The sequence below is a fragment of the Nitratireductor sp. CH_MIT9313-5 genome, assembly GCF_037029545.1.
Taxonomy (GTDB): domain Bacteria; phylum Pseudomonadota; class Alphaproteobacteria; order Rhizobiales; family Rhizobiaceae; genus Chelativorans.
This window is the reverse complement of sequence record NZ_JAYMER010000008.1, coordinates 80,182-102,571: the sequence shown is the minus strand read 5'-3', so window position 1 is coordinate 102,571 and position 22,390 is coordinate 80,182. Positions and strand designations below refer to the sequence as shown.

The window sequence follows — 22,390 nt, the reverse complement described above, 5'->3', positions numbered from 1 at the left end:
CCACAACCTGAGACCCAAACCATACATGAAGGCGGGTCACTTCTCGACGAAAATCCCGGGTCAGCTCTCAGCGGAAATCAACATTCAGATGTGCCTGCCGGAAAAACCGGCCGGACATCGCCGAATCCATGCTCATAGCACTGGAGAAACTGGACGATGAATGGGGGAGCTCTGTCGCGAGCGATCGTCCGCTGATCGATGCCTATCGCGATGTGATCGGGACCTGCGGTTATAGGAAGTCCTAAATTCCTTGGGCCGGCGGCGCTGGCCATCGATTTGGGTTCCAAGCGTCAAATGGATCGAGGGCCCCACAGAATGATTGCGGCGCCCAGAAGACATACCGCAGCACCTGTGACGTCCCAGCGGTCCGGTCGTTGGGACTCGATTACCCAGAGCCAGACAAGCGATGCGGCAATGTAGACGCCGCCATAGGCTGCATAGGCACGACCGGCGAAGTCGCTGTCGATGCGCGTCAGAAGCCAGGCGAAGACGGCAAGACTTGCCATGCCCGGAATGAGCCAGAGCGGCGAGCGATCCAGGCGCAGCCAGGCCCAGAAAGTGAAACAGCCGGCGATCTCCGCAAGTGCCGCGCCGACATAAACCGCCAACGTCATCGTCACGATGCCAACGCCTCCAGAACGGGACATTCCGGCACATCCTCTCCGGAACACTGCGCGGCGGTCGCCGCCAGCACCTGCTCGATCCGTTTCAGGTCGGCGATCTTGGCCCGGATATCGGCGAGGTGTCGCTCTGTCCGTTCCTTCACTTCGGCGCAGGTCTGCGTACCGCCATCGACGAGGTCGAGCAGGCCGCGGATCTCGTCGATGGAAAAGCCGAGCTCGCGGGCGCGCAGGATGAATCGCAGCCGCGCGACGTGGGCTTCGTCGTAGACGCGGTAACCCGACACCGTGCGCGGCGGATCGGGTATCATGCCCGTCTTCTCGTAGTAACGGATGGTTTCGAGATTGCAGCCCGTGCGCCTTGCCAGTTCGGCGCGCTGTAATCGCTTCCCGGAAACGTGATCGGCCATTGTTCGGATTCTTCCTTGAGTCTGTAGTTGCTACAGACCTTAGCTTGCTCTGGAATGAAATTCGAGGATGAACCGCATGATCGAGACTGGAATTGAAACCGTGACACTGGATGCGCCGACGCACGTGGCGGATCGAAAGAAGGAATGGTTTGCCGCCGGCGGTGTCGTCGGCGCGATTCTGGCGTCAACCTGCTGTATCGCGCCGCTCGTCCTGTTGTTGCTCGGCGTGTCGGGTGCCTGGATCGGCAATCTGACCGCGCTCGAGCCCTACAAGCCGATCTTTGCCGGCGTGGCGCTTGTCTTCATCGTGCTCGGGTTCCGGCAGGTCTATTTGAAGGCCAAGCCCGCCTGCGCGGACGGATCCTACTGCGCCCGTCCCGAATCCGCCCTCATCACCAAATCGGCCCTGTGGCTTTCGACGGTTCTGGTCGTCGTCGCGCTGACCATCAACTGGTGGGCGCCGCTTTTCTATTAGGAGAACTGACATGAAACGACTTCTCATCGCTACGGCGGGATTGCTGGTTATCGGTGTGTCCGGTCTTCCCCTTATTGGTTCGATCCCCTCGCCGATTCTCGTTTCGGCCGCGCAAGCGGGTGCGACCCAACAGACCGCCACCTTCGACGTGCCGGGCATGACCTGCGCGCTCTGCCCCGTCACGGTGAGAAAGGCGATGGAGGGTGTCGAAGGCGTGAGACAAGTCGAGGTCGACTTCGATGCCAGGACGGCGACCGTGGTGTTCGATCCGTCCGTGACGACCATTGAAGCCATTGCCGCCGCCTCAGCCAATGCCGGTTATCCGGCAAAGCATATCTTGTGACGGCCGTGACCAGCGCTCTCAAGACAGTATCGATAATTACCTGCCCGGTTTGCGGGCACCGTGCGACGGAGACGATGCCGACGGATGCCTGTCAGTATTTCTATGAATGCAACAATTGTGGAAACACGATCAAACCCAGACCCGGGGATTGTTGCGTGTTCTGCTCCTATGGTGATGTTCCCTGTCCGCCGGTCCAGAGCTCGGAGAACGGTGTCGATTGCTGCGCCAATCAAGACTGATTGTCGCGAGGCATGAGGTACTGGCTTGTTGTGTCTTGTTGGCCGGCCAACACGGCTTGAACGGTCGAGGCCAGTGACTTACCGTGGCCTTTGACCATATCCCCCTAGGGAGGATATGGTCTGAACATGTCAGCAGCTCTCCATTCCACGCATCCGGCCATCGTCAAGCGTCTCAAACGCGCCGGTGGTCACCTGCAAAGTGTGATCGGCATGATTGAGGACGGTCGACCATGCCTCGATCTCGCGCAGCAACTTCACGCCGTCGAAAAAGCGATTGCCGAAGCCAAGAAAACGCTGATCCGGGATCATCTCGACCATTGTCTCGGCGAAGCCGCGGAGGGCTTGCCGGAAGTGCAGAAGCGCTCGATCGCCGAATTCAAGACGATCACGAAATATCTGTGAAACGCCGATGCTCGAAATCCTGGCGAACCGCACTTATCGGCATCTCTTCAGCGCACAGGTCATCGCCCTGATCGGCACGGGACTGGCAACCGTTGCGCTTGGGTTGCTGGCATTCGATCTGGCAGGAGCCGATGCCGGGGCGGTCCTGGGTACCGCGCTCGCCATCAAGATGATCGCTTATGTCGGCGTTGCGCCGGTTGCGGCAGCGTTCGCCGAACGCCTTCCCCGGCGCGCCATGCTGGTCAGCCTCGATCTGGTGCGCGCGGCAATCGCGGTGTTATTGCCATTCGTCACCGAGGTCTGGCAGATCTATGTGCTGATTTTCCTGCTGCAATCGGCATCGGCGGCGTTTACCCCGACATTTCAGGCGACGATCCCCGATGTTCTGCCCGAGGAGAAGGACTATACACGCGCCTTGTCCCTCTCGCGGCTGGCCTACGATCTCGAAAGCCTCGTGAGTCCGATACTGGCCGCGCTGCTGCTCACGCTGATGAGCTTTCATACGTTGTTTGCAGGCACCGTCATCGGCTTCCTCGCATCGGCCGCCCTGGTTGTCTCGGTCTTGCTGCCCAGCCCGAAACCGACCACGCCGCGGCCGATATACGAACGAACCACGCGTGGGATGCGCATCTATCTGGCAACACCGCGGTTGCGCGGCCTGCTGGCAATTAACATGGCCGTCGCCGCGGCCGGTGCGATGGTGATCGTCAACACTGTGGTCATTGTACAAGGCGCATTCGGTCTTTCTCAGCAATCGACAGCCTTGGCGCTTGCGGCTTTCGGTGGCGGGTCGATGCTGGCGGCGCTTGCCCTGCCGAAGCTGCTCGAAACCATCTCCGACCGTGTAGCGATGCTCGCTGGCGTCGCGGTCATGATCGCAGGCCTCATTGCGGGAACCGTTGTGCCAGGCTTTGCTGTCCTTCTGCCGCTCTGGTTCGTGATCGGGATCGGCTATTCCACCGCGCAAACGCCTTCCGGCCGATTGCTGCGGCGCTCCTCGCATCCCGAGGATCGACCGGCCCTTTTTGCCGCGCAATTTGCCCTGTCGCATGCCTGTTGGCTTGCTACCTATCCGTTGGCGGGTTGGCTGGGCGCCACAATTGGACTGGTCCCGACATTCCTGGTTCTTGCCGTCATCGCCGCTGCAGCATTGGCGGCGGCGCTGCTTCTCTGGCCGGCGACCGACAAGGAGACGATCCCGCACAGACATCCCGAACTGCCTGCCGATGACCCGCATTGGAAAGAGGGCATACCCAGCGGCGGCCTGCGCCACGCCCATGCTTTCGTTATCGACGATCTGCATCCGCAATGGCCGCGCGAGCCCTGAGCGGGGGATGGGACGATTCATGACGGCATGTCGATCCCGACTGCCACTTTCCCGCTTCCCCGAACACCCGGAATTAGATCAAGTCAAATCTTCACCAGCATGGCCGTGGCGTACATGAACGCCACCCCGAAGGCGGCTCCGGACAGGACAGGCCACGAGGACAGGGCCGCGACGCCACGCCCGTCGGATTTCATGAGATAGGCGGCAACCTCAATGACGACCTGAAGGATGGCGCCCGCCCCAATCGCCAGCGCCAGCGCCGACCATTGCGGCGCATGGGCGAGGCTTCCGATCCAGAGCCCGAGTACCGCCGGGCCGCCGGCAAGCAGCGTCAGCGCCGGAAATATCCACAGAGCGGGTCGCCCCTTTAGCATCGGGGCGGCAATCCCGATCCCCTCGGTGATATTGTGAAGCGTGAAGCCGAGCACCAGGAAGGTACCGAGACCCGCCGCCCCAGACGCGAAGGCCGCGCCAATGGCGAGGCCCTCGCCGAGATTGTGCAGGCCGATGCCGAGGGCGATGAATGTCGCGAGCGCCAGCCCGGCCGGTCTGCCGTCGCGGCGGCCGATCGCCATGAGTAGCAGAAAGCTTGCCGCGGCCGCCAGAACAACCATCACCTGGCCCTGGAAGATGGCCGCGGCTTCGTCCGCAAGCTCGAATGCCTCCCCTCCGGCGTCTATCATCAGGAAGACCAGCAGGCCCACGGTCATGGCGAGAAGGAAGTTCATGCCGCCGCGCCCGATGCCGCGCAGCGCCGGATAGAACATAAGCCCGATCGCAACGGGAACGATGCCGACAAAGGCGCCCAGGAGCGCCTGATTGACGAGGCTTCCCGTGGTGGGCACCGGCGTCGGCACGGCGACCGGGATTTCGTGCTCGAAGGTTGCACCGGTATTGGTGATGATCTTCACCGCGTGCGCTTCACCCTGAACCCAGGGATAGGGCAGATGGATCCAGGCGGTCTCCCCGCGCGCGAGCGGTCCTGACGGATCCTGGGAAAACTCCCAATAGGCATCGTCGACAAGGACCTGGGCGATGGTCATCGGTTCCGAGCCGCCGGCGCGGACGAGTAAGTCGATGCCGCCCGACGACAGGACCGTTCGCTCGAATGTCAGGTTCTCCACGGGGGGCGCACCGTTGTCGAAACTTCTCAACGGGTCAGCCGCGACAAGCCATGCAACCGCAAGCGCCAGCACGGCGAGCGGCAAAACGAGCCAGACGAGGGGCGCGCGGGAGCGCGGCGCTTCTTCGGCCGGAGTCGATCCTGCTTCGGTGACGGGGTGCGCTTCATTCATGCCACGGCCTCCTGAACATCGAAGAAGCTCATCCAGCCGAGCTCGGCAAACTCCGACTGGTGCGCATGGAACATATAGAGCCCCGGCTCGTGGTCCTTGAAGGAGAACTCGAGAATGCCGCGCTGGGCCTGGCACTGCATGACCGTATCGACCGTTCGAAGCGTCGGCGTCAGCGTCGTACCGTGATCGTAGTAGTCGAAGAAGTTGGCATGCAGGTGGAGCGAGTTGATCGGGTCGAATTCGACGGCGTTCACGAGGTAGACCCGCACCGGCTTGTCGCGCCGTATCGGGATCGGCCGCTTCATGTAGGTATGCGCGACCGTGTTGACGGCATAGACCTCATTCTCGTCGTCGAAATTGGTGTCGAAGGCGTTCATCACCATCGCCAGTTCCTGCCACTCCGCATTCTCCGGCGTGCCGAGCAGGCGAGACCGGGCGACATCGGTGTGTTCCGGGTGAAGCGCGGGGTCGGGGTCGATGACGAAGAGCCCGTAGAGCCCCTTGTGGATGTGCCGTTTTAGCGGCAGCGCATGGCAATGATAGAGGTGGCAGCCGAAGGGTACGGCGTCGAACTCGTAGACGAACTCCTCGCCCGGCGCGATCACGCCGGCGCCCGGAATGCCGTCCATGCGCGCGGAATGGATATTGTGACAGTGGATCGAATGTGGGTGAGAGCCGAAGTTACGAAAGACGATCTTCAGCCTCTCGCCTTCTGTGGCGCGCAGCGCAGGCCCCGGTACCCGGCCGTTATAGGTCCAGGCCGGGAACATGACGCCGGGGGCGATCTCGATCTCCTTGTCGACGGCATCGATCTCGAAGGTGCGCAGAACCCGCCCGCCGGGCAGGCGCGAGACGGTGCCGGTCTCCCAGTCGGTCAGCATCTTCCTGGTGTCGAAGCCGTTGCGCTCCTCATCGACCTCGCCGACGGTCATCATCGCGCCGTGGCTCGGGCCGTGACCGGCTGAGCCCAATCCGTCGTGCCCCGAGCCGCTGGAACGCTCCGCTGGGGCGGGCTGCTGCGCGGCGCCTGCGGCGGCAATGGCCGATCCCCCAGCCGCGAGGATACCAGCGCCCAGCACGCCGCGCCTGCTCAATTTTACCCTGAACCAATCGGTGATCTCGCCCATCTTTCATTCCTGCAAATGCAAACGATTTGCAAGTTAGCATCGCAGTTGTCCCAGTGCAAGCGCGGGGCACGGCCCGGAAAAGACCCTGGTTGAATCGGGAGATCGAGAAGTTGTTTCGGAACGGAATTGACCTCAGAGCGGAAACGAGAACAGGAGATACGAGCGCATGCAATGTCCCGTTGACAATGAAACACTGGTCATGCCCGAACGCAGCGGTGTCGAGATCGATTATTGCCCGAAGTGCCGCGGCGTGTGGCTTGACCGTGGCGAGTTGGACAAGTTCATGGAGCGATCGGCGACACAGTCGGCTCCTTTGCCAAGCCGAGAGGCGCCCCACCAACAAGGTCACGGGCACGGCGGTAAGCCGTACCGCAAGAAGAAGGAATCGTTCCTGAACGAGGTGTTCGACTTTTGACGGTCATGCCGACGCGGTTTCCGCTGCCGCGTGCAACCAGTCGATCCTCAGACGCGCCGACAACAACAGGCAGCCGGATATCGGGTGATCAGGCAGAACAAGGAGCACCCGGATCGACCGCGACCGCCCGGCGGGGCCGACTGATGTCAGATTGAATCAGCCGCTGCGCGCCCACTCGGCGGCCTCATCCTTCTCGCCGGGCCCGAACCAGCGCATCTCGGAACGCGTCAGAAGCCCGGCCAGCGATGTTCCCCAATCCATCCACTTGCTGTCGCCGACGACGGCGATACGGCGAAAGTCGTTGCGGTGCGTCGCATCCATCTTCAGGTCTTCGCGTAGAGCGGCGAGCCCCTCGTAACCTTCGGTTCCTGTGAGGTCGATGACAAGGCCGGGCTTGTCTTCCGATCGCAACCGTTCGTGCAGCAGCGCGTGCATCCGTTTCAGGTCGTCTTCTGTCAGCTTGCCTTCGCAGGCAATCCCCACGACGTCATCCTGCGTTGTCAGTGTTTCGGTGAACATGGTCGTTCTCTTTTCCCGCCGCCCCGCCATGGCCGTAGAGATCGGCGTCATCGTGGGCGGAATCGACGCGTTCGAATTCCAAGCTGGAATGGGTGATGCCGAAGCGGCCCTTCAGGCGCTCCTTGATGTCGGCCTTGACAGATTCGATGCGCTTCCAGCCCTTCGCTGTCAGGACCACGTGGCAGTCAAGCGCCGCCTCATGCTCCTGCATCTGCCAGAGATGCACGTGGTGAACGTCCTGGACCCCGGCGACGTTCCGCACCGCGTTGATCACGGCGTCGCTATCGATATCAGGCGGGCTCCCCAGCATCAGCGTCCGGATTGGGCCACCGATTTCGGTGAAGGCAAGATACAAGATGTAGAGCGCGATACCGATCGTGATCGCGGGGTCAACCCAGCGCATGTCGTAAAGGATAATGAGGGAGCCGCCGATAATCACGGCGACCGATGCAAGCGCGTCAGACAGGTTGTGCAGGAAGAGCGCGCGTATGTTCACGCTGCCTTTCTGCATCGAGTAGGTAAGCAGCGCTGTCAGCGTATCCACTGCGAGAGCGATGCTGCCGAGGATCACCACGGTCCAACCCTGGACCTCAGAAGGCTCGATCATCCGCATGCCGCCCTCATAGATCAGGTAGAAGCCGACGAGTATGAGCGTGGTATAGTTGATCAGGGCGGCGACAATCTCGATGCGGCCATATCCGAAGGTCATGCGTTTGTCGGCCGGGCGGCGCGCAATCTTGCGCGCTGCGAAGGCAATGACGAGGGATGCCATGTCGGAGAAGTTATGCAGCGCGTCGGCGATCAGCGCGAGACTGCCAGCCATGATGCCGCCGACGATCTGCGCGACGGTCAGGAGGCCATTCGCCCAAATGGCGACGGAGACCCGCCGGTCCCCCGATTTCGGATCTATGTGGGCGTGGCTGTGATCATGAGGCATGGATCATGTGATCCTTCAACGTATAAACTCCTGATGTGTTTTCCCCCTGCGAGCCGTCCTTGCCGATGAGGGAGCCGAGTCCGGCGGAGACGAGCGCGAAAAGCGCAAAGCCGCAGACGAAGGCAAGCGTAGAACTTCGTGTGTCTCCTGTGGCCTCATGCGCTTCCTCCAGCATATCTTCCACGGCGGCGACCGTCAGAAGGCCGGCGACGAAGCTCAGGGCGACGTACTTGGCGGCGTCCGGCGCGTTCTGCAGAAGCAACCACGCGATCAGCGCCGCCCCGAGGCAATAGACGGGGAAAGAGAACGAGACGGCAATTCGCCTGCCCCGCGACACCTTCTTCTCCCGTAGATTCGCCACCACCGAATAGCCCTCGGGAAAATCCGCCAGCACCTGCCCGGCGGCCAGGACGATGGCGAGCGACGTCGCAACCGCCGAGCCCGATCCAATCATCAACCCGTCTCCCGAAAGGTCGACCGCGACGGCGACATAGATCATCCACATTGGGCTGCCGCCGTCTCCCGACGTCACCCGCTCGATCAATGTCTCGGCTCCAACATAGGCTGCGCCGCCTGCAGCGAAGGAGGCGGCGATCCACCAGCCGGCAAGATTGTCGAGCGCCTCGGGCATCAGCTCGATGGCGACCACGCCGATGACGATGCCCGACGCCGCGTGCAGAGCGAGATTGAGAAGACGCGGCGTCGTGCGGACGAACTCAGCCACCATTCCCCCGGCTAGGTTGCCCAGCCCCGGAAGCAGCGCAAGACCGATGACCAGCCACAGATCGTTCACTCTCGCTCCCTTGGAAATGACTTTTCCATATTTGTTGGAGGCATCACATGAAGCCGATGCCGCCGTAGCTTGCCTAGCGCATCCAACGCCGAGCGCAATATTGCTGTTCCCCGAGCCAAATTCTCTGTGCAGGTATTCGCGGAATACCGCGAGGCGAATTGACTTTGCGGTGCAGTGAGTGGATGCACATTTGACCCCTTGCAAGCGCCGATCAGCCGGAGATTAGGGGCAATCCTGCCGCTGCACCGACGAGGCAAATTGCATCCCGAACTGTGGCCTATCTGCAATGGTCAGCCGCCCGTTGCGTTGTTAACTTATTGGTAACGAATCGGGCGAAGGGGTGGAAACGATGCCGAGCAAGAGATTGCTGGGGATCCTCGTTGCATTGTTCGGTATAGCCTCATCGGGGCCGGCTTCGGCGCATCCGAGCCAAATGGTGACTGGAGGCCAGACCTCTCAGCCGATCGGACACTATGAACTGTGCAAGCGCATGCCGAAGGAGTGCTCAGTACGATCGAATGACGTCAGTCCTGTAGCGTGGAGCAATGATTTTCGGCGACGTCTCGCCGACCTATCAGGGTCGATCAACAAGGCGATCAAGCCGATGTATGACAGCGACGTCTACGGCAAGGACGAATTCTGGACCTATCCGACGGACAGGGGTGATTGTGAGGACTATGCGCTCCAAAAGCGCCGCGTCCTGATGAATGAGGGCGTTGCGCCCGCAAACCTACTGCTCACAGTTCTCAAGAAATCCAACGGAGAGGGGCATGCCGTCCTCACCGTCAGAACGGAAGTCGGCGACTACATACTCGACAATCTTACTGATGACATTCTCCCCTGGGACGAGACCGGCTACCTGTTTTTGAAGAGACAGGCGACCTATCACACTGGACGGTGGGTGAGCATCCGCGACGGCGATGCGCCACTGGTGGGCGCACTGCATTGATCCGCCGCTGCATGCCGGCCGTACGTCGCAGCCGGGAGTCGTGTGACATTTGCACGCCAAGCTGCGCTGTGTAGCCTTCATGAAGCTATAGCTCGTTGCGGTGTACTCTTTCGCAGATGCGATTGCTGGCAGTCGGTCGCTTTCCACTGAAAATCCGCCGTGCCTTCCAACTCTTGAATCTTCTAGTCCCTATAGGAACTACAGTCGGCACCGATGCATAAGGCTGCCCCGGTTCTGGCTTCCAGGTGCAGCGTATTCTCATGCATGATTTCTTGCGGGGCTCGAAATGCTCACCATTGTCTTCTTCATCGCTGTCACATCAGCGGCGCTACTGGTTGCGCTGCTGTTCTGGTCCATTGCGAAACCGGCCCAGCGTGTGTGGCCGCCTCCTTCCGCGCAGGTGGGATGGCAGTTCTGGCTGGTGTGGGTGGTGGTCGGCCTGCTGATCTTCGCAACGCTTTACATTGGTATCGCTGATTACGGCAGCCTCGACCTGGATGCCTGGCCTTGGCGGGTCGTCGGCGGCGTCCTTCTGGTTCTGGGCAATGCGCTGGCCTGGTGGGGCGTTGCCGCCCTCGGCTCAAGGCCGACGACCGGACTCGCCGGCGATCTTGCGACTGGCGGCCCCTACCGGTTCACGCGCAATCCCCAATACATCGGCGACATCCTCGTCTTCGCCGGCTTTGTGCTTGCTGCCAATTCCTGGCTCGCATTATGGCCGGCGCTTTTGGCGATTATCAGCGCGTTCATCGCCCCATTTTCCGAGGAACCGTGGCTTGAGGCGCGGCTCGGCGACGCCTACCGCGACTACAAGCGGCGCGTTCGACGCTTCATCTGAGACCGCTTGAAAACTTCGCATCGGGTCTTGAACCTACAGTTGCTAGAGGTCCTATCTTGGAAGGACCAATCAGAGTCGACCGCGGAACGGTGAAACGCAACCTCAGCCGACGCGGGACAGGAGACAACGATGCCGACCGAAAAACAACACGACCACGAACGTTCTCAGGGGCACGAGTGTGGGCATTCTCACCCGCAAGGTCATGTGCATTCCCACGATCGTGAGAATGGCGTCGCGTGCTGCGGTGCCGATGTGCCAACGGGCCCGGTGGGTACCGCCGGGCGTAGCTTTCAGGTCAATGGTCTCGATTGCGCCGAAGAAGTGGCGATCCTGAACCGCGTTGTCGGACCGGTGGTCGGCGGCGCCGAGCATTTGGCCTTCGACGTGATCAACGGCCGGATGACGGTGCTGGAGACGGCAAATCCCGCCTCCGACGACAAGATCATAAAGGCGGTCGTCGGCACCGGCATGGGCGCGCGGCCCTGGAACGCAGACAGGGCGGAGGCCGATCGCGCAGTTCACCTGAAACGGCAGGCGCGGTTCACGGCCGCAAGTTGCGGGTTCTGGGCGGCGGGTTTTCTCTGGCACATCGTCGAGACCGGCATGGGTGGAGCGCTTGGCCTCTTTGCGAGCCATGGCGAGGCGCCGATGCCGCTGGCCGAAGCTGATCTGTTCGGCTTGGCAATCATCTTCGGCGTGTGGCTGGTCGCGCCCAAGGCATGGTCTTCGGCCCGACGCCTGTCGCCCGACATGAACCTGTTGATGGTCGTCGCCGTCGCCGGTGCCGTCGGCCTGGGCGAATATTTCGAGGCCGCGACCGTCGCCTTCTTCTTTGCGCTGTCGCTCTATCTCGAAAGTTGGAGCGTGGGGCGCGCGCGCAACGCAGTCGCGGCGCTTCTCGATCTGGCGCCAGCCACGGCGCGGGTGATCCGCAGCGACGGCTCCGAGGCGGACGTGCCCGCGGCCGAGGTCGTCGTGGGTGACCGATTCATAGTGCGCGGCGGCGACCGCATCCCGCTCGACGGCGAGGTGACGGAAGGGGCGGGTGCGGTCGATCAGGCCCCGATCACTGGCGAAAGCGCTCTGGTCCCCAAGGAGGCAGGCGACGAGGTCTATGCCGGTACCATCAACGGCGAGGGCACGCTGACGGTGCGCGCTACCAAACCCGCATCGGACAGCACGCTGGCAAAGATCATCCGCATGGTCGGCGACGCGCATTCGCGCCGGGCGCCGGTGGAGCAGTGGGTGTCGAAATTTGCTCGCATCTATACGCCGATAGTGATGGTGGCCGCCGTCGCCATCGCGCTGCTGCCGCCGCTCCTTCTCGGCGGCGCCTGGAACTACTGGTTCTACAACGCGCTCGTGCTGCTGGTCATCGCCTGCCCGTGCGCGCTGGTGATCTCGACGCCGGTCTCCATCGTGGCGGCGCTCACCGCCTCGGCACGGGCGGGCGTGTTGATCAAGGGCGGCGCCTACGTCGAGGCGCCGGGACGCACCACTGCGCTGGCGCTCGACAAGACCGGCACGATCACCGAAGGCAAGCCCGAAGTGGCCGCCGTGCATCCGCTGGGCGGCACGTCGGAAGCCGACCTAGTGGCCGTTGCCGCGTCGCTCGAGGCCAGGTCGTCGCATCCGCTCGCGCAGGCGATCCTCGCCCATGCAGGCAAGGACGTGACCGCCGCCGAGGATACCCGCACCGTGCCAGGCCGTGGCATCGAAGGCCGATTCGACGGCCGCACCGTCTGGCTCGGGTCTGACAGGTTCGCCGCCGAAAAGAGCTTTGGCGCCGCAATCCCCGCCGACCTGCGCGACCGCATCGAAGGGGCGGGCGCCACCATGGTCGCCGTCGGCGACGACTCCGGCGTTCTGGGCCTGCTGGAACTGCGTGACAGGATCCGGCCGGATGCACGCGGCATCGTTGCACAACTGCACAAACAGGGCGTGAAGAAAATCGTCATGCTTACCGGCGACAACGACCGCACCGCCCGCGCCGTCGCCGCCGAAGTTGACATCGACGAGGTTCGCGCCGAATTGCTGCCCGAAGACAAGGTTGCCGCCATTACGGAACTGGTGGCGAGCCACGACATGGTCGCGATGATCGGTGACGGGGTGAACGACGCCCCGGCCATGGCCCGCGCGCACTACGGAATTGCTATGGGCGCGGTTGGTTCGGACGCGGCGATCGAGACGGCGGATATCGCGCTGATGACTGACGACATCGGAAAAGTGCCATGGCTAATCGGCCATTCGCGGCGCACCATGTCCATCATCCACCAAAACATCGGTGTCTCGCTGGCGACCAAGGCCGTCTTCGTCGGCCTGACCGCCTTCGGCATGGCCTCGATGTGGGGCGCGATCGCAGCGGATGTCGGCGTGTCGTTGCTCGTCGTTGCCAACGCGCTGCGTCTGCTGCGGCCACGCGCCGGGACGATGTTCACGAAGGAACGTCTGGAAGGCGCCGTCGATTCCATGGTTGTCGGCCGTATCACTCATGGTCACTAGGAGCGGCGGCGGCCAAATAAATTGCCTATCTTGCGGCGAAAGGGAACTTTGATTTAACGGCTCATTAAGGTTAACGATCCAGGCTGCTCGGGACACATTCGAAGGGGCAATATGCAGGGACGCAGCCGAAAACGACGCTTCCCCTCGGGAATCCTCACCAAATTCCTATTCGCCCTGATCTGGCTCGTCATCAGCATGGCGGGCATTGATCCCGCGGGAAATCCGCAAGGGCGCTCTCCTCATATCATGCCGAACGAAATCGCCTTGCAGAAAGAGCCGACACATGCTCGGCATGTTTCCGACGAGCCGCACGTGGTACGAGGCGATAAGCAGGACAGGGTCTCTGCTGGAGCACGTAAGCGCCAATTGGCCGAAGTTGCATTGGGCCTTCGCTTAGGATTGCGTCCCTTGGCGGTCAACGCGCAGCGTCTCGCACCGTTTGATGTGGGCGACGCGAAGCGACCTACGAAGCGAATGCTTTTTCACAACGCGGAAATGGATCGGCTTGCAGGCGTCCCGGCAAAGCTAGCCGATCTGGTGACCAATGATGGCGCGGATATCCTAGCGACGGCGTACGCGCCAACAGATCCCTTCCACGACCCTTCATCCCCCTTTGATGCTCTACTCGGAACTAAGCGGAATGGGCGGTTCGTGCCTCCCGTTGTTGAGGGGGACCACGAATGGATGAAGAACCCTTTACCGCCGAACGTCTTCACTTCTGAAGAACAAAAATGCCTGTCGACCGCCATATATTTCGAGGCCCGGGGAGAGAGCCTGAAAGGGCAGGCGGCGGTAGCCCAAGTGATCCTGAATAGAGTGCGCAACCCCACATATCCCAATGAAGTGTGCAATGTCGTCTATCAGAACGCTGGATGGTATAAACGATGCCAATTCTCGTTCGCCTGTGACGGCCTTCCCGAGCGAATCATCAACCGCCGTGCCTATCGTGCGGCCCGCGAAGTGGCGATGGCCGTGACGGGGGGAAAGATATTCCTGCAGGAAGTTGGCTCATCGACGCACTACAATGCGACCTACGTCAGTCCTGAATGGGCTGATGGGATGGAAGAGATGACGCAAATCGGTAGCCACATCTTTTACCGGACATACAACGGCGGTTGGAGCTGAGCATCGCTTATCTCGGCGATCTGGGATCTCAAAAATCACTACCGGATCACGTTCGGCAAGCTGGCCTGTAATTCTGACGTCGCCAAAATCAGCTCTTTGCCCCATAGACCAGAATTGGCGCATCTCGCCCGGCGAATTCTCGATAGCAAACATATGATGCTGCGAGAGTGCCAGCCGGACAGGGTGCGCGCGAAGGACCCATTGGCTATCGCCGAGTTTGGTACGAGCTGCAGTTATTCCTTGAACCTGAAGCCGCTAGAGGTTGTACAGTCACCTCTTCGGGCCCGTAGCGGCGAGTGGAACCGCAAATCAGCTGCGTCAATCCCGCACGCGATGCGGTGTCGCGTTGTCAGGAATGGCGAGGCACGAGATGATCCCGAACGATCGGATCGGCAAACAGAAACGATGAACAGCCTACGCCTCAAGAATATGCGCGTGCTCCTCCTCACTGGGACGGTACTTGCGGCCATGACCACTCTGGTAGCCTATTCCCCAACCCTCTATCGGATGTTCTGCGACCTGACAGGCTACGGTGGAACCGTGCAGCGCGCTGTTGCGAAGCAGCCGACTGCGGCAATCAGGGATAAAACGGTCACAGTTCGTTTCGACGCCAATGTTGCGCCAGGTCTGCCCTGGGAGTTTCGACCGGAGCAGCGAAGCGTCGAAACTCGCTTTGGGGAGCCGACAAAGGTCTACTACTACGCCGAGAACAAGTCCGACGAAACGATCGTCGCGCGTGCGACGTTCAATGTCACCCCGTACCCAACGGCGCCGTACTTCTTCAAGATTGAGTGCTTCTGCTTCACGGAGGAGAAACTCGGGCCGGGCGAGAGCGCGAGGATGCCGCTTGTCCTCTACCTCGACGAGCAGATGCTGAAGGACGAGAACGCGAAAATGTTCCGTGAGGTCACGCTCTCCTACACCTTCTTCAGGCAAAAGGATTTGTCGAGCGAGGAAATCGACGCGGCTCGCGATCTGAAGGCTGGCTCGGAAGCAACCGATGCAAGGCTGGATGGCGCCAGGTCGGTGGAATTCGAGAACGACGCGCCAAGACGATGAACAGCAGGGGTTTGAGAGTCCTCTCGGGTTTTCTGGCCGCGGTCGCTTTGGTGCTGGCGGTTGCCCTCGGTGCCGCATACGTCATGCGCGGCACGTCGCAGGGTTTGATGGCTAACCAGCCGAAACAGGAAACCTTTGCCGAGCCGGGTTCTGTCCCCATAGGCGGAAAGTTTTCGCTCGTCGATCACACGGGTGAGACCGTCACCAACGACGACTTCGCTGGAAAGCTGCGGCTTGTCTTCTTTGGCTTCACGAACTGTCCCGACATATGTCCGACGACGCTGGCCGAAATCGCCCGCACGATCGAACTGTTGAAGAACGATGCCGATGCCGTGACATATCTTTTCGTAAGCCTCGATCCGGAGCGCGACACGCCGGCGGTCATGGCTGAGTATGTAAAGGCATTCGATGAACGGATTACCGGACTGACCGGGACGATTGATCAGGTCGACGCCATGGCGGAGACGTACCGGGTGGCGTACGAGAAGGTCGGTATGGAGGGCGAAGCCTATCAGGGCAGCGGCGAATACCTGGTGAGCCATCAAGGCAATACATATCTGATGTCGAAATCGGGCGAGTATCTCACCCATTTCAGCTACGGCACCGCTCCGGAGGAGATGGCCGAGACGATCCGCGAGGCCATTGCCAGATTCGGCGGTGTGGGTGGGGAGACCTGACTGTGCGCACGTATCCTATCGGGTTGATGAGCTTGTTTGTGCTCGTGTTTGTGATTCCGGCCTGGGGGCAGGATGGAGCCACCATCTCCGTCCAGCAGCCGTGGGCGCGCGCCTCCATCCTGGCCTCGCGACCTGCCGCTGCCTACGTGACCATCCTGAACAAGGATGATCGCCCCGCCACTCTCGTTGCGCTGGAGACTCCCGTGGCAGGCCGCGCGGAGGTTCACCGCACGGTCAAGCAAGGCGATGTCATGAAGATGGTGCCGGCCGGACCAATCGAGGTGCCCGCCGGTGGGAGCGTTCGAATGGAGCCGGGCGGGTATCATGTCATGCTCATGGATCTGGAGCGGCCGATTGAGAAGGGAGAGACATTCACGCTTACGCTGCGTTTTGCGAATGCATCTCCGATCACGGTTTCTGTGCCGGTTTTCGGGCCAGGCGCCAGAGGACCGGAGGACGATTAGATGACGGCGATGGAGTTTTGGCACGCGGTCGCCCGCAGTGGCGGAGCACGGTTCAAAAAGGCGGTCCCGGGGCTAGCGGCGGGCCTCGTCTTTGTGCTCCTGCAGACGCCCTCCGAAACGCTGGCGCATAGTTACGAGCTAGACGATATCGCGGTCGGTCATGTCTGGGCATCCCCATCCGAGGAGGGTGCCGGGGGTATCGCGGTGTACGGCCCAGTCCTCAATCGTGGCGGCAAGAGCGCGCGGCTCGTCGGGGCCTCGAGCCCACTGGCTGAGGATGTTGGCTTTCGCATTTCAAAGGACGGTGAAATAAACTGGCTCGAATTCATCGAATTGCGTCCAAACAAGCCCGTGTCACTTGCCGCGTGGCGAGAACACATCTGGTTGTCCGGAATCCGCGACTCCATCGAGCAAGGCGACAGCTTCGAGTTGATCCTGGATTTCGGGGATGCCGGTAAGCTGCCGGTCAAAGTTATCATTGAAGAAGAGGGTGGACATTAAATTAGTGAGAGCTGTTCACGCATAACCGCGGTCCGCCGGAAATCTGGCGACTATATCCGTTCGGAAATCAGTTTCACGATGGCGCCAGCACCGGGACCGGCGCCCATGATGAGGGCCGAAGCGCGATTTTGCTGCCATGGTCTGCCCACGAAGAACAAGTTCGGAACTGGCGACACGCCGTTCGTGTGGGCGAAGGAGCCGTCCGGGTTCTTGGCGGCCGGAATCTGCACCCAGTCGCTATCGTCGCGGTAGCCTACCGCCCAGATGACGGAGCCAATTTCAGCCTCGCCTGCGTCAGAAAATCTCGCGCTCGTTCCCGCAGCTTCCGTGAGACGGGGCATCAGTCGAACGCCCTTGCGAGCGAGGCTGTCGATGTTGCGCTCGCGATCGGGAAACGGATCGGTCCGGCGCATCAGCCGCCCGACAGCCGAGTCCGCTGGCGCACGCATGAGGCCGGACCAATGGAGCCACCACCAGATGCTCTTTCCCAGAAAGCGCTCCGGGAACAGTTTGCGCGGCTTCCCTGCCGCAAGCAAGGTTGGGCGTTTGGAGGCAAGCTCGGCGGCAATGTCACGCCCGCTTGCGCCGTCACCAACGATCAGGACCACCCCGTCGGGCACCGAGGACGGATCGCGATAGGTCTCGACAGTCAACTGCGTCACCGCACTCCCGAAGCCTGCGGCGATCTTGGGAATCACCGGGATCTGAAATCCGCCCGTCGCGATGACGACATGCGTAGCCGCCAAGTCCTCACCGCTCTCCAATGTGGCCTTGAACTCTCCATCACGCGACCGCTGCAGCCTGACGACGCGTGAATTCAGCCGCAACGGCAGATTGAACAGACCCGCATACGCTTCAAGGTAGTCGGCGAACTCGTCGCGGGTCGGATAGAGTTCGCGGTTGCCTGGAATAGTCGCTCCCGGCAGCTCGCTGAACTGCCGCGGCGTGAACAGCGTCAGCGACGCATATCTCCTGCGCCAGCTGTCTCCGACGCGGTCGTTGCCGTCGACGATAACGAACGGAATGCCTGCCCTGCGCAAGTGGTAGCCAGCAGCGAGCCCCGCCTGACCGGCACCTACAACCAGCACGAAAGGAGGCTTTGTCAATCGACAACAACCTTTGCTCCAACCGGGACGCGCTCGAACAGGTCTTCGACATGTTCGTTCAGCATTCGGAAACACCCGTTTGACACGGCTTTACCGATCGACGACGGTTCGGTCGTGCCATGGATGCGGTACAAAGTGTCCTGGCCGTCGCGATAGAGGTACAGTGCACGTGAGCCGAGCGGATTGTTCGGGCCGCCCGGTACACCATCCGCAAATCGCGCATATTTTCCGGGATTGCGTCTGATCATGTTGTCGGTCGGACGCCAACTGGGCCACTTCGCCTTGCGGCCGATCTCGGCAGTGCCGGAAAAGGCGAGACCCGCCCGGCCGACCCCTATCCCGTAGCGTCGAGCGATATTCTTCGACTCGATCAGATAGAGGAAGCGGTTCGCCGTATCGACCACGATCGTACCGACAGGATATTCCCGTGTGAAATCGACCTGTTGTGGCAGGAATTGCGGGTCAAGCGCAGGCCCTGTTTCCGGATGCGCTGCCGCGCCCTGCACGGCGGCGAACAGCGCGAAAGAGGTGAGCAGGAATTGCCTTCGATTGAGCATGATGTCCCCCTGGAACCGCCAATGAAATGTGGTTAGTGGTCGTGACCGTCGTCCGCGGCTGGCGGCGTCACGTCTGGCACCAGCTTTTCGACTTCGGCTTCTGCCCGAAGCTCCCCGATGATGCGCTGCTGCTCCGCCGCCTGAAGCGATTGACGAATCTGAGGTGCGACGGTTTCGAACTCCGGCGCCGGCTGCTGCCGCCTCTCTTCCACCTTCAGCACATGGTAGCCGAAGGAACTGCGGACCGGCTCGGCGGTGTATTCATCGACCTGCAGTTTCGCGGCGGCGGCGTCGATCTCCGGAAGCGACTGGCCGGCCGCGACGAAACCCAGATCACCCCCTTTCGGCTTCGAGACCGTGTCCCCGGATCTTGCGCGCGCGAGAACGGCGAAGTCCTCGCCGGTGTTCAGCGCCTCGATGACCGCGGCCGCAGCCTCTTTGGTATCCAGCAGGATGTGCCGAATCCGCGTTTCCTCAACGCGGGGCATGCGCGCGACTTGCGCCTCGTAGGCGGTCCTCACCGCCTCTTCCGTTACAGACGCGAAGATCTGATCGCTGATGAAAACGGAACGTAGCGTTTGCTGTTCGAGGAACGCCATTCTGCGCTTGAAGGATTCGTCCCCGGCAATTCCCTTTTCTCGCGCTTCGTTTGCGACGATGCGCAGGTCTATCAGCGCGTCGACGAGAACCGAGCGCTTCGCATCTTCCGGCATGGAGCCCAGTTGCTGCGCGTACATCTCTTCGGCAACCGCCAGTTCCGACGCTGTGATGTCCTGGCCGTCGACACGCGCGACAATCTCCTCCTGCTGAGCAAGGACGGAGGGACTGGCCGTCATGGCTGCAGCGAATGCGATTGTTGCAGCAATGATGCCGCGCCATGCGGAGCCGAATCCGGAAATGATCGTCGTCTCGTGCATTTGTCCGCTCCTTATTCGGCAACCAAGAGAGGGTCGATGATTTCACTAAATCGCTCGAGGCTGAGCACGCCTTTGTACATTTCGCCGTTGACGAAGAAGGTTGGCGTCGAGTCGACGCCGTACGACTTCCCCGTGTCAGCGATAGCCGTGATCTTGTCCAGCAGGTCTTGATCCTGGAGACAGGCTTCAACCTGCTCACCCTCCATGCCCGTCATGCCCATGATCGACTTCAGAGCCGAGGTCGCGTCGGAAACCCGGGCCCAACGGTCCTGCGAGCGATAGAGCAGGTCGAGCGTCGGGTACCATTTGTCCTCGCCGGCGCACCGTGCCAGCATGAAACCGGCCGAGGCGCGCGGGTCGAACGGGAATTCACGTATGATGAAACGGACCTTGCCTGTATCGACGTACTTGGCCTTGAAATCGGGCCAGACCGTCATATGGAAATTGCGGCAATGACCGCAGGTCAGCGACGCGTATTCAATGACGGTCACGGGTGCGTCCGCATCTCCGAAACTTTTCTCTGGAAGCGGACCGGGTGCCAGCAACTGCTGTTGCGTGGACTGAGCGAATAGCGGAAGCGGACATATGCCGGCGACGGCAAATATGGACACTCCTGCAAGAAAATGACGGCGTTTCATGGCTTCTCCAATAACTGCTCAGCGGACGGTGGGACCTCTAGCTGCTAGAGGTGCAAGACCGTTTTTCGTCTAGACGCTCGTGAGGGCACCGCTGCGCACGATAATCGGGGACGGGGTTGAGACACGCTTGTAGAGGTCTATGATGTCCTGGTTCATCAGTCGCACGCAGCCACTCGACACCGCTTTCCCGATCGTCCAGTATTCGGGCGTGCCGTGGAGGCGGTAGAGCGTGTCTTCACCGTCCTGGAAAATATAGAGCGCGCGCGCGCCGAGCGGGTTGTTGAGCCCCGGCGCCATTCCGCCGTTCTCCGCGCTGTACTTCTCCAGTTCAGGCTCACGCGCGATCATTTCAGCGGGCGGCGTCCAAGTTGGCCATTCCTGCTTCCATTGGATCACGCCGCGACCCGACCATTCGAACCCGGCACGACCCAGGCCAACGCCATAGCGCATGGCCTTGCCTCGGGGCTGGATCAGGTAAAGATAGAAGCGTCGCGTATCGACAACGATGGTACCCGGACGTTCGCCCGTGGGGTCATCGACGAGCTGGCGGTAAAACCGCCTGTTGACCTTCGAAATATCGACCGCGGGTATCGGAAACCTCTCGTCCGGCATTGCCGCATACATTGAAACATAGGACCGGTCCGGCTGTGGCTCCGGCTCAGCCGTTTTCTCGCCGTTCGTTGTCGTACAGCCTGAAACGACGAATGCACCTGCGGTACTTGTCATACCGGCAAGGAAGGCGCGTCGCTTCGGGTCAAAGTGGATGTCTTTGCTGCTTTTCACGATTTTTTTGCTCACGATGCACTGCGGCTTGCCGCAAGCGGGAACTGTTATCCCGGATGATGACCAGCCTGCGGCGCTCCGGAGGGCCGCGAGACGGGACGCTCGTTGTGATTTGGGCAAGTAAGCCTCGCCCGCCGTTATCGCGTTTATTGCGGCGGCGGAAGGGAAACCTCGAAGGTAACGGGCGCGGCAGAGGGTGATCCGGTGTGAGCGCGCAGGCTGCTGACCGCGCGAGATGGGGGCTCAAGAGCTTGTACCAACCACACACAATGATCCGGACATGTCGAAAGCCGCGGGAGATCTGCATCCGGCGCAACATTCTTTTGCTGCTGCCAAATTCCGGAGTTGCCTGCTGTGCCGCAATTTTCGGAGACAAGCGGCGCTTTCCGGCTAGCCTCGCCAGTTTCGACAGTTGACCCCGCGGCAACGACCGGTGCGGTCGCCGCGTGAATGAGTACGAACAGAACGAACAGGATAGTGGACAGTACCCGGAGCATGTCTCCAATTAGAGCAACGGGATAATTAAGAAAAGCCAAATCAATGTGAGATTTGGTGGCCGAGCCGGAATATGGGGTTGAACCTCCAGCGGGATGAGCTTTTACACGAACCTGAAATGCAAACAGGAGATCGCTCCTTGGCAGGGACGCAACGCCTCATTGCTGTCGACATCGTTCGTGGCCTCGCGATTGCGGGCGTGGTCCTGTTCCATCTCGTCTGGGATTTTGAGTTCACCGGCATCATCTCAGGTGTCGCGCAGCATCCCGCTTGGCTGATGTTCGGTCGCAGTCTGGCCGGCACCTTCATGATCCTCGTCGGCGTCAGCCTCGTTCTTGCACATCGAACGCAAATCAGATGGTCGCCATTCATGCGGCGTCTGAGTATCATCGCCCTCGCAGCGGCGGCTGTCACAGTGATGACATATCTGGTTTTCCCGGCCAATTTCGTCTATTTCGGCATCCTTCATGCAATCGCAACGGCGACGCTGATAGGGGCCTTGTTCATTCGCGCTCCCGCGTCACTATGTTTGGCGGCCGGGATTGCAATTTTTGCGCTTCCGTTTTTCTACGAGTCGACAGCTTTCGACACCAGATTGCTGGCCTGGATCGGCTTTTTTACGCAGCCCCCGCCGAGCAATGATTTCGTGCCGATATTTCCCTGGGTCGGTCTCACGCTTTTTGGCATGGCAGCGACGAAATGGCTGCTGACCACTGATCTGGAAGGACATCTGTCAAGCGCGGCGCCGCAGGGTCAGACCGCACGGTTCCTTGCGTGGTGCGGGCGCAGAAGCCTCGTGATCTACCTCGTGCACCAGCCCGTTCTTCTGGCTGTCATCGTACCGGTTTCCCGGCTATTGATTTGACCCGGCGAATGT

The 22,390-nt window shown here is 61.1% G+C and carries 27 protein-coding genes; 15 read left to right on the top strand and 12 right to left on the bottom strand.

All coding sequences use genetic code 11. The features are described from left to right. Window positions 1–290: 290 nt before the first annotated feature. Both WA367_RS01215 and WA367_RS01210 read right to left on the bottom strand, forming a co-directional pair. Window positions 291–614, bottom strand: a complete 324-nt coding sequence (locus WA367_RS01215) for a YnfA family protein (protein ID WP_106573400.1) — start codon at window positions 612–614, stop codon at window positions 291–293. Window positions 615–616: 2 nt separating this feature from the next. Next, window positions 617–1,030 (bottom strand): MerR family transcriptional regulator, encoded by a 414-nt coding sequence (locus WA367_RS01210; protein ID WP_106573401.1) that lies wholly within the window; start codon window positions 1,028–1,030, stop codon window positions 617–619. A 67-nt stretch (window positions 1,031–1,097) separates the two neighbouring features. Here WA367_RS01210 and WA367_RS01205 point away from each other — a divergent pair, with 67 nt between their 5' ends. The 5 genes from WA367_RS01205 to WA367_RS01185 all read left to right on the top strand — a co-directional run bounded on the left by WA367_RS01205 (window position 1,098) and on the right by WA367_RS01185 (window position 3,816). After that, window positions 1,098–1,505, top strand: coding sequence for a mercuric transporter MerT family protein (locus WA367_RS01205; protein ID WP_336054984.1), 408 nt, complete (start codon window positions 1,098–1,100; stop codon window positions 1,503–1,505). Window positions 1,506–1,515: 10 nt separating this feature from the next. Continuing rightward, window positions 1,516–1,848, top strand: a complete 333-nt coding sequence (locus tag WA367_RS01200; protein WP_106573402.1) for a heavy-metal-associated domain-containing protein — start codon at window positions 1,516–1,518, stop codon at window positions 1,846–1,848. A gap of 5 nt (window positions 1,849–1,853) precedes the next feature. Continuing rightward, window positions 1,854–2,087, top strand: a complete 234-nt coding sequence (locus WA367_RS01195; RefSeq protein ID WP_106573451.1) for a GDCCVxC domain-containing (seleno)protein — start codon at window positions 1,854–1,856, stop codon at window positions 2,085–2,087. A 126-nt stretch (window positions 2,088–2,213) separates the two neighbouring features. Next, entirely contained in the window at window positions 2,214–2,489 is a 276-nt protein-coding gene (locus WA367_RS01190) for a metal-sensing transcriptional repressor (RefSeq protein ID WP_106573403.1), read from the top strand. Window positions 2,490–2,496: 7 nt separating this feature from the next. After that, on the top strand, window positions 2,497–3,816 hold the full coding sequence (locus tag WA367_RS01185; protein WP_106573404.1) for an MFS transporter: 1,320 nt from the start codon (window positions 2,497–2,499) through the stop codon (window positions 3,814–3,816). 83 nt (window positions 3,817–3,899) lie between these two features. Here WA367_RS01185 and WA367_RS01180 read toward each other — a convergent pair whose 3' ends face one another. Continuing rightward, window positions 3,900–5,111: a ZIP family metal transporter gene (locus tag WA367_RS01180; protein WP_106573405.1), complete on the bottom strand. Its 1,212-nt coding sequence runs from the start codon at window positions 5,109–5,111 to the stop codon at window positions 3,900–3,902. Further along, window positions 5,108–6,238 carry a multicopper oxidase domain-containing protein gene (locus WA367_RS01175; protein WP_106573406.1) on the bottom strand — a complete coding sequence of 377 codons (1,131 nt, stop codon included), beginning with the start codon at window positions 6,236–6,238 and terminating at the stop codon, window positions 5,108–5,110. The genes WA367_RS01180 and WA367_RS01175 overlap by 4 nt, the downstream gene beginning before the upstream one ends. A gap of 166 nt (window positions 6,239–6,404) precedes the next feature. Here WA367_RS01175 and WA367_RS01170 point away from each other — a divergent pair, with 166 nt between their 5' ends. Continuing rightward, window positions 6,405–6,653: a TFIIB-type zinc ribbon-containing protein gene (locus WA367_RS01170; RefSeq protein ID WP_106573407.1), complete on the top strand. Its 249-nt coding sequence runs from the start codon at window positions 6,405–6,407 to the stop codon at window positions 6,651–6,653. A gap of 156 nt (window positions 6,654–6,809) precedes the next feature. Here the strand turns inward: WA367_RS01170 and WA367_RS01165 are convergent, their stop codons facing one another. The 3 genes from WA367_RS01165 to WA367_RS01155 are packed head-to-tail and all read right to left on the bottom strand — an operon-like array spanning window position 6,810 to window position 8,902. Beyond that, the gene (locus tag WA367_RS01165) at window positions 6,810–7,172 is read right to left on the bottom strand and encodes an STAS/SEC14 domain-containing protein (protein ID WP_106573408.1); all 363 of its coding nucleotides are present in this window, start codon (window positions 7,170–7,172) and stop codon (window positions 6,810–6,812) included. Further along, window positions 7,141–8,109 carry a cation diffusion facilitator family transporter gene (locus WA367_RS01160; RefSeq protein WP_106573409.1) on the bottom strand — a complete coding sequence of 323 codons (969 nt, stop codon included), beginning with the start codon at window positions 8,107–8,109 and terminating at the stop codon, window positions 7,141–7,143. Before WA367_RS01160 ends, WA367_RS01165 begins: the two co-directional genes overlap by 32 nt. Next, on the bottom strand, window positions 8,099–8,902 hold the full coding sequence (locus WA367_RS01155) for a ZIP family metal transporter (protein ID WP_106573410.1): 804 nt from the start codon (window positions 8,900–8,902) through the stop codon (window positions 8,099–8,101). The genes WA367_RS01160 and WA367_RS01155 overlap by 11 nt, the downstream gene beginning before the upstream one ends. A 349-nt stretch (window positions 8,903–9,251) precedes the next feature. On the opposite strand from WA367_RS01155, the gene WA367_RS01150 reads away from it, so the two are divergent. From WA367_RS01150 to WA367_RS01115, 8 genes are all read left to right on the top strand, one after another. Continuing rightward, window positions 9,252–9,851 carry a transglutaminase-like cysteine peptidase gene (locus WA367_RS01150; protein ID WP_106573411.1) on the top strand — a complete coding sequence of 200 codons (600 nt, stop codon included), beginning with the start codon at window positions 9,252–9,254 and terminating at the stop codon, window positions 9,849–9,851. 286 nt (window positions 9,852–10,137) lie between these two features. Beyond that, the gene (locus WA367_RS01145) at window positions 10,138–10,689 is read left to right on the top strand and encodes a methyltransferase family protein (RefSeq protein ID WP_106573412.1); all 552 of its coding nucleotides are present in this window, start codon (window positions 10,138–10,140) and stop codon (window positions 10,687–10,689) included. A gap of 129 nt (window positions 10,690–10,818) precedes the next feature. Beyond that, window positions 10,819–13,191: a heavy metal translocating P-type ATPase gene (locus WA367_RS01140; RefSeq protein ID WP_199190549.1), complete on the top strand. Its 2,373-nt coding sequence runs from the start codon at window positions 10,819–10,821 to the stop codon at window positions 13,189–13,191. A gap of 111 nt (window positions 13,192–13,302) precedes the next feature. Next, entirely contained in the window at window positions 13,303–14,316 is a 1,014-nt protein-coding gene (locus WA367_RS01135; protein WP_106573414.1) for a cell wall hydrolase, read from the top strand. A gap of 405 nt (window positions 14,317–14,721) precedes the next feature. Then, window positions 14,722–15,375: a cytochrome c oxidase assembly protein gene (locus WA367_RS01130; protein WP_106573415.1), complete on the top strand. Its 654-nt coding sequence runs from the start codon at window positions 14,722–14,724 to the stop codon at window positions 15,373–15,375. Between the two features lie 107 nt (window positions 15,376–15,482). Continuing rightward, entirely contained in the window at window positions 15,483–16,052 is a 570-nt protein-coding gene (locus WA367_RS01125) for an SCO family protein (protein ID WP_336054983.1), read from the top strand. A 38-nt stretch (window positions 16,053–16,090) separates the two neighbouring features. After that, on the top strand, window positions 16,091–16,516 hold the full coding sequence (locus WA367_RS01120; protein WP_336054982.1) for a copper chaperone PCu(A)C: 426 nt from the start codon (window positions 16,091–16,093) through the stop codon (window positions 16,514–16,516). After that, window positions 16,517–17,017: a copper chaperone PCu(A)C gene (locus tag WA367_RS01115; RefSeq protein WP_336054981.1), complete on the top strand. Its 501-nt coding sequence runs from the start codon at window positions 16,517–16,519 to the stop codon at window positions 17,015–17,017. It abuts the gene before it with no gap. A 50-nt stretch (window positions 17,018–17,067) separates the two neighbouring features. Here the strand turns inward: WA367_RS01115 and WA367_RS01110 are convergent, their stop codons facing one another. From WA367_RS01110 to WA367_RS01090, 5 genes are all read right to left on the bottom strand, one after another. After that, entirely contained in the window at window positions 17,068–18,123 is a 1,056-nt protein-coding gene (locus tag WA367_RS01110) for a flavin-containing monooxygenase (RefSeq protein WP_106573419.1), read from the bottom strand. Then, a complete protein-coding gene (locus tag WA367_RS01105) occupies window positions 18,120–18,680 on the bottom strand; it encodes a L,D-transpeptidase (RefSeq protein WP_106573420.1) in 561 nt (186 codons plus the stop codon). The genes WA367_RS01110 and WA367_RS01105 overlap by 4 nt, the downstream gene beginning before the upstream one ends. A 32-nt stretch (window positions 18,681–18,712) precedes the next feature. Then, complete coding sequence (locus WA367_RS01100) at window positions 18,713–19,516, bottom strand: peptidylprolyl isomerase (protein ID WP_106573452.1); 804 nt, start codon at window positions 19,514–19,516, stop codon at window positions 18,713–18,715. A gap of 92 nt (window positions 19,517–19,608) precedes the next feature. Beyond that, window positions 19,609–20,235 (bottom strand): DsbA family protein, encoded by a 627-nt coding sequence (locus WA367_RS01095; RefSeq protein WP_106573421.1) that lies wholly within the window; start codon window positions 20,233–20,235, stop codon window positions 19,609–19,611. A 69-nt stretch (window positions 20,236–20,304) separates the two neighbouring features. Beyond that, a complete protein-coding gene (locus WA367_RS01090; RefSeq protein WP_442935510.1) occupies window positions 20,305–20,961 on the bottom strand; it encodes a L,D-transpeptidase in 657 nt (218 codons plus the stop codon). A gap of 691 nt (window positions 20,962–21,652) precedes the next feature. Here WA367_RS01090 and WA367_RS01085 point away from each other — a divergent pair. Next, a complete protein-coding gene (locus WA367_RS01085; protein ID WP_106573423.1) occupies window positions 21,653–22,378 on the top strand; it encodes a heparan-alpha-glucosaminide N-acetyltransferase in 726 nt (241 codons plus the stop codon). Window positions 22,379–22,390: the final 12 nt, after the last annotated feature.